This is a genomic window from Xanthomonas sp. NCPPB 2933 (assembly GCF_056725225.1).
Genome location: NZ_CM161518.1, coordinates 5013437 through 5024930 on the forward strand (window position 1 = coordinate 5013437; position 11494 = coordinate 5024930).

Consider the following 11494-nt stretch of genomic DNA (forward strand, 5'->3'; position numbering starts at 1 on the left):
CGCGAGCGGTGAGGGCACCGCGCCCTCGACCAACCGGATTTTTTACGTGTTGTCAGCCACTCTAAGGCTGCGACACAGTGGTCATGACCGAGCTCAATACACATCGCGCCGATAACGCCCCGCTGCGGTCAACGACTCCAATCGCGTCTCACCCAGGATCTCGCGCAGCGCGGCATCGACTTCACGCGCCATGCTGTCCAGGCTGCCGCAGACGTACATCACCGCGCCGCGATCGATCCAGTGGCGTAGCGCATCGCCGGCTTCGCGCAGTTGATGCTGCACGTAGCGCTTGTGCGCCTGGTCGCGCGAGAACACCCAATCCAGTTGCTGCAGATGACCACTACGCTGCCAGTCCTGCAGTTCCTCGGCAAACAGCCGGTCGTGCGCGGCATGACGTTCGCCGAACAGCAACCAATGCCCGTGCACGCCTGCGAGTTCAGCCTCGCGCAACAAGCCGCGCAAGCCGGCGATGCCGGTGCCGTTACCGATCAACACCATCGGCGCGTGTTCGACACGATGGAAACCGGGATTGGTGCGCAGACGCGCATGCACTGGCGCGCCTACAGGCGCATGGCAGATCAACCAACCCGAGCCCAGACCGGGACTGCCATCGGCGCAGGTGGTCAGGCGCACGACGGCAGTCGCGGTGCCATCGGCCGGCACGCTGGCCAGCGAGTAGTCACGGGTGGGGAGCCAGGCGCAGGCATCCAGCCACGTTTGTGGATCGGGCGTGGAGGCCGGCGGCGTTGCTGGCGGTTCCGGCAACACGCGCTCGGCAGCGGCTTGCTGCAGCGGCAGCAGCTGCGCGTGCACATGCACCAGCGCATCGGGCTGCAGCCCCCACGCAGCCAGACAGGTGCGTACCTGCACGTCGGCATGCGCGGGCTGCACTTCTAGGATGTCGCCGGCCTGCCAGTGCGCATCGGCCGGCGGATGCAGATCGATGCGCCAGATCGGCGCGCCTTCGCTACCCGGGTTGAGGTGGGTGCGCGACGACAGTGTCAAGTGCATCAGCGTCGGCCGCGTCAATGGGACGGCGGCAACCGGTGCGCCGGCGATCTGCCCCAATTGCGCATTCCACTGCGCCAGGGCCTGCGGATCGGCGTTGTCCATTTCTACCGCGGGGAACAACGGCTGCGCGCCCTGCGTGTTCAACCATTGCTCGATCCGCCGCGAAAACCCGCAGAACTGCGCGTATTGGCGGTCGCCCAGCGCAAGCACCGCATATGCCAGCTGCGGCAGCGCCAGTCGCTGACGCAGCAACTCACGCTCGAAGCCGCGCGCCGCGTCCGGCGGCTCGCCATCGCCGAAGGTGCTGACCACAAACAACGCATGCCGGGTGCCTTGCAGGTGCTGCGCGTCCAGCTGCGCCAGCGAGCGCACCTGCACCGGCAGACCGGCGGCCTGCAAATGCCCGGCCGCCTGCCAGGCAAGGCGCTCGGCGAATCCGCTCTGACTGGCGAATCCGATCAACCACGGCTCGGCCTGCGAGGCCGCCGGTGCGCTGTGCAATACAACGCGCGCGGCGCGCAGTTCGCGCTTCTTGCGGCGGCGATCCAGGTACAGCATCCAGCCGGTGACGAAGAACACCGACATGCCGACACTGGCCAGCATCACCACGATGCGGCCCGGCAGACCGAAGAAACTCCCCGAATGCAGCGGGAACATGCTGACCAGCAACTGCTGCCCGTACGGCAGCAATGCGTAGTCCTGGCGTTTCAGCAGCGTGCCGCTGGCCGGATCGATTTCCAGATTGTCGTAAGCACGATCGTGGTCGGGATTGTCGGGCAGGAATCGCGCGCTCAGCGGTTGCCCGGCGCGGGGGGGAATACGTAGATCCAGCGCAGACGTGCGCGTGGCCGGGACGGAATCCAGAGTGCGCTGCACGGCTGCGAAATCCACCGTCGCCGGCCGATGATCGCGCCCGTCGCCGCGCATCGCCGGCTCGGTGCCGAGCAAGGCCACCATGCCATCGCGATACCAGGTGTAGGACCAGGTCAGCCCGGTCAACGCAACCAGCAGATACACCAGCAGACACCAGGTGCCGAATACCGCGTGCAGGCTCCACAGAAAACTGCGCCCCTGCCGACGCCATTCCACCGCCCACCAGGTGCGCAGACTCCACCAACGTCGCGGCCAACGCAGATACAGGCCCGATGCGCAGAAGAACAGCAGGATCAAGGTGCTTGCACCGGTCACTGCCTGGCCGCGCTTGCCGGCAGTCAGGTGGCGATGCAGATCTTCGATAAATGCAAACGCTCCGCTCAACCGCGGAGCGGCGACCTGTTCGCCGGTATAAGGATCGAAATACACCCGGCCGCCCCCTTTGCCGGCCAGGCGTGCGGTGGACGGACGCGCGCTGGTGGGGTCGATCAGCATGCGCGTGACCGCCTGCTGCTGGTCCAGATCGAGCTTGCGCAGCAATGCATCTATCGGCAACGGTCGCTCACCTGCCGCATGCCGCTCAGCCAACTGCGCGATGGCCGGATTGGCCAGCCGCACGATCTCGTTTTCGAAGGACATCAACGCGCCGGTCAGCCCCATCACCGACAGCACCAGCCCGGCGGTGATGCCGAGCAGCCAGTGCAGTTGGAACAGAACGGTCTTGAGCACGCGCGAGCAGCCTGGAGCAGTAGGCTCGCCATTGTAGATGAGAATCGTTATCGCAGTTTGGCGCACGGCTGGCGGTGCCGCGGCATTCGAATGCCGGCACGCCACGCTTGATTACTGCTCGATCCCCACCGTCATCCTTGTGCGTGCTGGCTGCACGGGAATCAGCCCTCGCGCAACCAACGCGCCACTTGCGGCGCGAAATACGTCAACACGCCATCGGCGCCGGCGCGCTTGAAGGCCATCAGCGCTTCCAGCACGCAGCGGCGCTCGTCCAGCCAGCCATTGGCGGCGGCGGCCTTGAGCATCGCGTACTCGCCGCTGACCTGATACGCGAAGGTCGGCACACGGAACTCTTCTTTGACCCGCCGCACCACATCCAGATACGGCATGCCTGGCTTGACCATCACCATGTCCGCGCCTTCTTCCAGGTCCAGCGCGATCTCGCGCATCGCCTCGTCGCTGTTGGCAGGGTCCATCTGATAGGTGGTCTTGTCGGCCTTGCCCAGATTGCCGGCGCTGCCCACCGCATCGCGGAACGGGCCGTAGAACGCCGAGGCGTACTTGGCCGAATACGCCATGATGCGCACGTTGAGATGGTCGTCGGCATCCAGCGCGCGGCGGATCGCGCCGATGCGGCCATCCATCATGTCCGAGGGCGAAATGATGTCCACGCCCGCTTCTGCATGCGACAGCGATTGCCTGACCAGCGCCTCGACAGTGATCTCGTTGAGCACATAGCCCTTTGCATCGATGATGCCGTCCTGGCCGTGCGTGGTGTACGGGTCCAGCGCCACGTCGGTCATGATGCCCAGCTCGGGAAAGCGTGCTTTCAGCGCACGCACCGCACGCTGCGCCAGACCGTCCGGGTTCCAGGCTTCGGCCGCGTCCAGACTCTTGCCGGACGGGTCGATCACCGGGAACAGATCGATCACCGGGATGCCCAGTTCCAGCGCGTTTTCCGCCTCGCGCAGCAACTCGTCCAGCGACAGGCGCTCCACGCCCGGCATCGAAGCGATCGGCGCGCGGCCGGATAACTCGTGCACGAACACCGGCCAGATCAAATCGTCAGTGGTCAGCGTGTTTTCGCGCATCAACCGACGCGAAAACGCGTCATGGCGCATGCGGCGGGGACGGTAGTGAGGATGGGCCATCGTGGGCTCCTGTCAGCAGCCGGCAAGTTTACGCCCGCCATCTGTCGCTGGACGCGCTGCGACGCTGTGTCGCAGCGCTGCAACGGGTCAGATCACCCCGCCGCCCAGGCCCAGGCGGATCACCCCGACCACGATCACCACGGCATTGAGCAGCAAGCCGGTCTTGGCACGCCCGCGGTTGCCGGCCGAGGTAAACAGCAGCGCGATCGCCGCGATCAGCGCGCCCACCGCCGCAAACGGAATCAGGAACCAGTTGCCCCAACCCAACAGGGGGATAAAGGCCAGAACCATCCACAGCAGCGCCACAATGCCCCACAGCAGGCTGATCAATCCCACGTGTCACCTCGTCATTCATAGAAGGCCTGAGCTTAGCGCCGCGCCCGCCAAGACGCAGTGGGCAGGTGGTCACCCTGACCAATGGCGGCTTGGCGGCAGCCTCACATGGGCATGGCTAGGGTGCGGCAAAGTCCGGCGCGATTCAGTGCGGGCGCCGGATCATCGCTGTCACTGTCGTTCAACAGGGGGCTTCACCATGAACAAGCATGTCGTCATCGCCGCTGGGCTCGCCATGCTCCTGGCCGGCTGCGCCAGCAGCTCCAAGGTCATGCTGGGCCAGGCGCGTGCGCCGATCGACCCGGCGCAGGTCCAGGTGTACTCCAACGCCCCGGTCGGCTCGGTGGAGATCGCCCAGCTCGAATCCACCAGCGCGGCCGGTTTCGGCACCCAGGGCCAGACCGATGCCGCCGTCATGCGGCTCAAGCGCGAAGCCGCCAAGCTCGGCGCCAACGGCGTGGTCATTGTGGGCGTAGGCTCGGAACGCTCCGGCGGCGGCCTGTCGGTGGGCGGCGGCAGCTACGGCGGCCGCGTCGGCGGCGGGCTGGGGATCGGGATCCCGACCACGCAGAAACGCGCGGCTGGTATGGCGATCTGGGTGCCTGCGGGGGTGGGTAATCCCACCAGTCCGTTGCCTGCGCGATAAAAGCTTTCTTTGGGTTCAGATATTCCGGCAAACGACCGGCATCAAAGGTGCTGATCGTTCTTGTTGGCCAACTAGTGCGCCCACCCTGCGCCTGCTTGTAGTGAAACCCAAAATCGGATGCAGTATCCTCCGGGAGCAACTAGGTTGGGACCGGCTAAGCACTCGCTTGCTGTTGTCTCGGTACCACGCTCGTAGTCACTGATCTTGGCTGAGCGCAACTCTTCACCTCAGTCATCTAAGGAATAGTCATGAAAAGCTGGATATGGATGTTGATGTTGGCGATGTGTTTCGTTGGACAAGCTGGGGCTCAAACCAAGGGGGTCAAGCTTGTCTGCCGATCCGATGACCCATTTGTCTTCTGTACGCAGGGTTGCAAAGATCAAGACAAGAATTGGACACCGATAGATCCAATTAGCGCTACCTGGGTCGCTGTACCTGGCTATTGCCTTTTTCCCAGTCCATCACCCTGTTGTGCAGGTCCAGTGTGCCTTCAGGCTTGGACTCCAACTGCCATTGCAGCTCTTAAGCAATATCAAAGCATTTGCCCTCAAGCAAAAAAACAGGGCAAGTGGACGGGGCAGCAGCGACCCGAGAATGTTCCATTTTCTCATTGAGCACATATGCTCACTTGGTGGTTCTGCAAATACAGCAGAATGCAGATCTTTGATCATGCGGCCGACTTATCAAACGTGACCTTTCCTAACGGGAACAGTCACGTTTGTTGTATTTCGAATAATCGCAATACCGCATTAATGCTGCTGCAAGTATGGACGTTACAAATCACCACATCGGCGCGGCCTTCAGGGCCGCGCCTTCGTTTTTTCAGTATTCGAACCACTCACGACAACCAGCTCAGCAAGAAACCCCGCTGCGATTACTTCCGCTGCGCAGGAACAAACTGCGTTTCCACCGCCTTGGCCAGCTGATCCGGCGGGAGCAGGCCTTGGTCGAGCAGGAAGTTGTTGAAGGCCAGGCGGTCGAACTTCTTGCCTAGTGCCAATTCGGTGCGCATGCGTAACTCGAGGATGCGGGTGTAGCCGTAGAAGTAGCTGCCGGCCTGGCCGGGGGCGCGGACGGTGTAGCGGTCCAGTTCCTGGCGGGTCATGGCGGGCGAGAGGCCGACGTCGTCTTCGAGCACCTGGCGGGCACGTTCGCGGTCGATCAGGCCGAGGTTGAGCATCGGGTCGAGCATCGCGCGGGCGGCGCGCAGCAGGCGGAACTGCAGGGCGATCAGCTGGCCGTCGAGTGGTTCGTACGGCACCATTTCGGCTTCGGCATACAGCGCCCAGCCTTCGACGTTGACCGAGTTGAACGCGAACATGCTGCGCGCCAGCGAGACGCCGCGTTCGACCATGGCGGTGAACTGCAGTTCGTGGCCGGGGCGGCCTTCATGTGCGCTGAGCGTCCAGGCGGCCGAGCCGAAGTTGAAGTCGTCGTACTGCTCCTTCTTGGCGCCATCGGCGGTCGGGTTGCCCAGTGGCAGCACAAACTGGCCCTGCTGGCCGGTGTTGCCGATCAGCGGTGCGGGCAGGAAGTGCGGTGCCGGTTGTGCGGCGCTTTCGGCGGCGCTGCCCAGGCGCATCTGCATGGGGCGCTTGGGCACATCGACGATGCGCTGCTGACGGATGATCGGGTCGATCTGGTCGATCACGCCGCGGTAGTGGGTTTCCAGCTGGTCGTCGGCGATGGTGTTGCCCTTGAGCGCGCGGATCACCTGCACGTAATCGCTGCCCTGCACGCCCTTGGCCTTGGCCACTAGCGGTGCGAGCTGTTGCATGACCGAGCGGGTTTCCATGAATTCCAGCTGCGCGCGCTGGATCAACTGCTGCGGGGCGATATCGATGCCGACCTGCTTGAGCTGGAACGCATACAGCGGCTCGGGCAGGCGGGTGTCCTTGCGCGCCTTGGGCAGCACCGTGGTGCGGGTCCATTTGGCGTAGTCCTTCAACTGGGTGGACATTGCTTTGAGCGCCTCGTCGGCGCCGGCGATCTTGTACTTGGCGAACAGTTCACCGATGCCGGCGACGTAGGTGTCCACGTTCGCCAGCGCCTGCTCCACTTCGCGTTCGGTTGGCTGCAACAAGGCCTTATTGCCGAGCTGTTCTTCGTAACGTTTGCGGGCCAGCGTGGTGGTGGGCGTGCTGCCCGGCACCAGGCCGACGTAACGCTTGAGGCGGTCCAGCGCCTTGGCGCGGCGCTCGGGCACGGTCTGGTCGGACAACAACCCGTTGAGGCCACTGAAGACCAGCTGCGGGGCGTCGCTCCACGGCAACAGGTAGCGCTCGTTGAGCTCGCTACCTTCGATGTTCTGTTCAGCCGCGCCGATCATGATCTGCAGATCCTGGCGCACGTTGGCATCGCGCTCGGTCGCCAGCTTGGCCTGCAACGCGGCACGCGCCTTGCTCATCGCGTCGCGATAGCGCGCGGCATTGTCCGGGCCCAGGTCGATGACCTGGTCGTCGTAGCCGGGCACGCCGAAGAAGCTGGCGTATTCGGGCTGAAACGGAGCCTGCGCAGTGAGCAGGATCTGTGCGTAGCCGTTGCTGGTCTGTACCCAGGCCGGCGTGGGGCGTTGGGCCGGCGCGGCCTTGGTCGTCTGGCTCTGGGCCGGGGCTTGGGACACCGGCAACGCGGTGCCCAGAACGAGCGCGACAGCAACGACAAGTGGTTTCATGGAAAGGCATCTGCAAAGAGAAGTAGCGCGACCCTACCCATCTGCGGCGGTGGCGGCAATGCGTCTTAGGTCATGGCTGGCAAGGCGGCGGCTGCGCGGTGGGCAACAGACTGATCGGATCGGCCTGTGCGCTGGCGAATGTCAACGTCTGGTACGTCCAGCGGCCGTGCCTGCGTGTGGCGTCCACTTGCACACTGCCCTGCCCGCGCGGCCCGTGCAGGCCAACACTGAAATGCGCTTCCCCTAGTGGACCGACATAACTGACGCTGCCGTCGGGCAGAAAAGCCTCGTCGATCGGCGTGCCCAGCGCTTGCATCACCCGTGTATCGGAGCGCGCGATGTGCAGCGCACCGCTGTACACATCGCTGGACTTCACCGCCCCGGTGATCACGTAGACCAGCGCGCCGACCACCAGCGCCAACACCACAAACAGCGCCAGCCCGATGCCGGGCACGATCCATTTCCAGTTGCGGCTCCAGAACTCGGGAGCTCGCACGCCGCGTTGCGGTGACCCCGGAATCAGTGGCGGGAGTGACATGGCAGGTCCTTTGCAGTGCGGTGAGCAACGGTTGAGGGGGGGCAGCTGGCCGCAACCACGCGTGCCTGTCAGTTGCACAAGAATGCCGACCCAGCACCGCTGGCGGAAGAACGGCAGACGTTGCGCCGACGCGGTGGCGCTTCCGTGTGATGGCCGCAGGTGTAGCGCGCCGCATCGATCACGATGAACACCAAGGCCTCAGTGAGCTGGCTGCGGCAACCGCGCAGCCAGCCGATGTCTGGATTAGGGCATCAAGCAACGCTGGATGAAGGCCTCTGCGGTCTTGTAACGATGCAAGGCAGTGCTGCCGGATAAGCCGTGTTTCGCACCTGGATAGGTCATCAATTCGAATGCAGTACCGCGCTGTTGCAGGTCGCTCATCAGCGCGGTGGAATTGGTGAACAACACGTTGTCGTCGGCCATGCCGTGGATCAGCAGCAGCTTGGCGCTCAGGCCGTCCAGATGAGTAGCGATGCGTGCGTGGCGGTAGCCGTCGGCGTTGCCGGCCGGCAGGTCCATGTAACGCTCGGTGTAGTGGGTGTCGTATAGCCCCCAATCGGTGACTGGTGCACCGGCCACGCCGCAGGCATACGCATCGCTGTGTTTGGCGAGCAGCATCAAGGTCATGTAGCCGCCGTTGGACCAGCCTTGCACGCCGATGCGCGTTGGATCGACCCAGCGCTGCGCCTTGAGCCAGGCCACACCCTGCAGTTGGTCGTCCACTTCGACAGTGCCCTGCTTGCCGTAAAGCGCACCGCCGAAGTCGCGGCCGCGCCGCGGGGTGCCGCGATTGTCCAGCGAGAACACCACATAGCCGCGCTGGGCCAGGTATTGATCGAACAACGCATCGCCACGGCTCGGCCAGGCATCGAGCACCGTCTGCGCGGCGGGGCCGCCATACACGTACACCATCACCGGATAGCGCTTGGCCGGGTCGAAGTTGTCCGGCTTGATCAGGCGATACTGCAGCGGAGTCTTGCCATCGGCAGCGGTGAGCGTGCCGAATTCCACCGGGCGCTGCGCGTCGCGGTACTTGGCGTAAGGGTGCTGCGGATCGGCCAGATCGTTCTTGAGCAGCGTGGCAATTTTTTCGCCATTGGCGCGGAACAGCTCGATCTGCGGCGGCGTGCTGGTGTTGGACCAGCTATCGACATAGACGCTGGCATTGCTGGCGAAACTGGCTACATGCGTGCCGTTGGTTTTTGAACGTTTTTCGATCGCACCACCTGCCAGCGGCACGGCGTAGATGTGGGTCTGGGTCGGCGACTCCTTGCTTGCGGAAAAGTACACCGTGCCGGCGTGCTCATCGACGGCGAGCAGTGCGTCGACCACCCAGGCGCCGGAGGTCAGCGGCGTGAGCGTGGCGCCGTCTTCGGAGGCAATGTAGAGATGCTCGTAACCGCTGCGCTCGGAGTTCCAGACAAAGCGGCCGTCCTTGAGAAAACGCAGGTCGTTGTTGAGCGGCACCCAGGTTGGCGAGGTCTCGGTGATGAGCACGCGCTGCTTGCCGCTGGCAAGCGTGGTTTCGATCAGCTCGAGTGTTTTCTGATCGCGCGATTGGCGTTGGAAGGTCAGCCGTTGCGGGTCGCGCCAGTCCACGCGGGCGAGATAAATATCGGAGTTGTTGCCCAGATCGATCCAGCGTGGCGTCGCACTGGCACGCGGTGCGATCACGCCCAGTTGCACGGCCACATTCGGTTGCCCCGCTTGCGGATAGCGCTGTTCGATCACCTCGGTGTGGTCGGCATAGACTTCCGGGCGTTTCTGCACCGGTACGCCGGATTCGTCGATGCGCGCGAAGGCAATCGCCGAATCGTCCGGCGCCCACCAATAGCCGGTGTGGCGATCCATTTCTTCGTCGGCGACGAACTCGGCCACGCCATTGCCGATGGTCTCGCTGCCATCGCGAGTGAGCTGCAGCTGTTTGCCGCTGGCCAGATCGATCACCCACAGATTGCGTTCACGCACGAAGCTGACAAAGCCGCCTTTGGGCGAGAGCTTGGGGTCGGTGGCGAAGCCTTCGCCGTGGGTAAGTTTGCGCACCGCCGCCGCGCCGGTCTTGCGCAGGTCGTACAGATACAACTCGCCGCCGAGTGGGAACAGCAACGCGTGCGCATCCGGCGCACATTGGTAATCGACAATGCCGGCGAAGGCGGCGATGCGTTGGCGTTCGCGGCGGGCCTTTTCGACATCGCTCAAGACTTCGGTGCCGGGCAACACGACCTTGGAATCGACCAGCAGGCGGGTCTGGCCGCTGGCGATGTCGTACTCCCACAGATCCAGTTGATTGCGGTCGCTGTCCTTGCCGCGCAGAAAGGTCACGCGCGAACCATCGGGGGCGACCTTGGGTTTCATCAGCGTCGGGCCGGACAGCGGCAACGGGCCGGTGATGGCGTCGAGGGTGAGTTTTTCGGCGTGGGCGGTGGTGATCGTGCTGAGCATGAGGGCAAGGGCGGCGAACAGGGAACGCATCGAAGATCCTGTCTGAAGACTGCGCACAGGATGCGGGGGTACTACGGATTTGAGAAGCGCGGCGATCCTGGCGTTGGCCGCTCAGGCGTGTGCGCGTGGGGATGGGTGGTGCCGGGGATGTGCATGTATCGCGAGCTGTCTGTGGGCGGTGGGGAATGACAAACGCGTCGCCACGCGTGGCGAGAGTGAGCAACTGGGGGTTCGCTGTCAGTCTCCGGCGACACCGTACCCTCACCCCAACCCCTCTCCCGAGGGGAGAGGGGCTTTGTGCAGATGCGTGTGTTGATTGGCTGCGCGTTCTGCAACGCTACTGCGCGTATCGCCGCCTTCAGCGCTTGCCGAACAAATGCTTGCGCTCTTCCTCGCCCAGCGGCTTGCCGGCGTTGGGGTTGACCTGGTCCTTGAGCGCATAGGCGCGGTGCGTGGCCGGGCGCGCGGCGATGGCGTCATGCCAGCGCTTGAGATGCGGGAAGGCGGCGTAGTCCGGCTTGAGGTCGCCATAGACCTCGATCCAGGGGTAGCTGGCCATGTCGGCGATACCGTACTCGGGGCCGGCCAGGAACGCGTACTCGGCCAGGCGCTTGTCGAGCACGCCGTGCAATCTGCGCACTTCGGCGTTGTAGCGGTCGATCGCGTAGGAAATCTTTTCCGGCGCATAGACGTTGAAGTGGCCCATCTGGCCGCTCATCGGCCCCAGCCCGCCCATCTGCCAGAACAGCCATTCCAGTGCGGCGATGCGGCCACGCGCATCGCGCGGCAGGAAGCGGCTGGTTTTTTCCGCCAGGTACAGCAGGATCGCGCCGGATTCGAACACGCTCTGCGCGGGGCCGCCATCGGCCGGTGCGTGGTCGACGATCGCCGGCATCTTGTTGTTGGGCGAGATCTGCAGGAAGGCCGGTTCGAACTGTTCGCCTTTGCCGATGTTGACCGGCTTGAGCGTGTAGTCCAGCCCGGCTTCTTCCAGGAACAAGGTGACCTTGTGGCCGTTGGGGGTGGGCCAGTAATACAGGTCGATCATCGGGTGCTCCAGTTCGGAAGGGGTTTGCACGCAGCTGCGTGCCGTGGCG

8 protein-coding genes are annotated in these 11494 nt (G+C 64.1%); 1 reads left to right on the plus strand and 7 read right to left on the minus strand.

Annotation, left to right across the window (positions count from 1 at the left end; translation table 11 throughout):
• Positions 1-93: 93 nt before the first annotated feature.
• The 3 genes from AC1PLU_RS21215 to AC1PLU_RS21225 all read right to left on the minus strand — a co-directional run bounded on the left by AC1PLU_RS21215 (position 94) and on the right by AC1PLU_RS21225 (position 4094).
• Positions 94-2613, minus strand: coding sequence for a PepSY domain-containing protein (locus AC1PLU_RS21215; RefSeq protein ID WP_481107164.1), 2520 nt, complete (start codon positions 2611-2613; stop codon positions 94-96).
• Positions 2614-2774: 161 nt separating this feature from the next.
• Positions 2775-3764, minus strand: coding sequence for a porphobilinogen synthase (gene hemB, locus AC1PLU_RS21220; RefSeq protein WP_481107165.1), 990 nt, complete (start codon positions 3762-3764; stop codon positions 2775-2777).
• Between the two features lie 87 nt (positions 3765-3851).
• A complete protein-coding gene (locus tag AC1PLU_RS21225) occupies positions 3852-4094 on the minus strand; it encodes a hypothetical protein (protein ID WP_176339772.1) in 243 nt (80 codons plus the stop codon).
• Between the two features lie 202 nt (positions 4095-4296).
• Here AC1PLU_RS21225 and AC1PLU_RS21230 point away from each other — a divergent pair, with 202 nt between their 5' ends.
• Complete coding sequence (locus AC1PLU_RS21230) at positions 4297-4743, plus strand: hypothetical protein (RefSeq protein WP_180314733.1); 447 nt, start codon at positions 4297-4299, stop codon at positions 4741-4743.
• Positions 4744-5617: 874 nt separating this feature from the next.
• On the opposite strand, the gene AC1PLU_RS21235 is transcribed toward AC1PLU_RS21230, so the two are convergent.
• From AC1PLU_RS21235 to AC1PLU_RS21250, 4 genes are all read right to left on the minus strand, one after another.
• Complete coding sequence (locus AC1PLU_RS21235; RefSeq protein ID WP_481107166.1) at positions 5618-7417, minus strand: DUF885 domain-containing protein; 1800 nt, start codon at positions 7415-7417, stop codon at positions 5618-5620.
• A gap of 70 nt (positions 7418-7487) precedes the next feature.
• Positions 7488-7955, minus strand: coding sequence for a cytochrome c oxidase assembly factor Coa1 family protein (locus AC1PLU_RS21240; RefSeq protein WP_481107167.1), 468 nt, complete (start codon positions 7953-7955; stop codon positions 7488-7490).
• Between the two features lie 243 nt (positions 7956-8198).
• Positions 8199-10427: a S9 family peptidase gene (locus tag AC1PLU_RS21245; protein ID WP_481107168.1), complete on the minus strand. Its 2229-nt coding sequence runs from the start codon at positions 10425-10427 to the stop codon at positions 8199-8201.
• Positions 10428-10755: 328 nt separating this feature from the next.
• Positions 10756-11445: a glutathione binding-like protein gene (locus AC1PLU_RS21250; protein WP_481108564.1), complete on the minus strand. Its 690-nt coding sequence runs from the start codon at positions 11443-11445 to the stop codon at positions 10756-10758.
• Positions 11446-11494: the final 49 nt, after the last annotated feature.

Excerpts from the sequence above, each read along its gene's own strand:
- AC1PLU_RS21250 (WP_481108564.1), bottom strand. The coding sequence starts at position 11,445 with ATGATCGACCTGTATTACTGGCCCACCCCCAACGGCCACAAGGTCACC.
- hemB (WP_481107165.1), bottom strand. The coding sequence starts at position 3,764 with ATGGCCCATCCTCACTACCGTCCCCGCCGCATGCGCCATGACGCGTTT.
- AC1PLU_RS21235 (WP_481107166.1), bottom strand. The coding sequence starts at position 7,417 with ATGAAACCACTTGTCGTTGCTGTCGCGCTCGTTCTGGGCACCGCGTTG.
- AC1PLU_RS21230 (WP_180314733.1), top strand. The coding sequence starts at position 4,297 with ATGAACAAGCATGTCGTCATCGCCGCTGGGCTCGCCATGCTCCTGGCC.
- AC1PLU_RS21240 (WP_481107167.1), bottom strand. The coding sequence starts at position 7,955 with ATGTCACTCCCGCCACTGATTCCGGGGTCACCGCAACGCGGCGTGCGA.
- AC1PLU_RS21245 (WP_481107168.1), bottom strand. The coding sequence starts at position 10,427 with ATGCGTTCCCTGTTCGCCGCCCTTGCCCTCATGCTCAGCACGATCACC.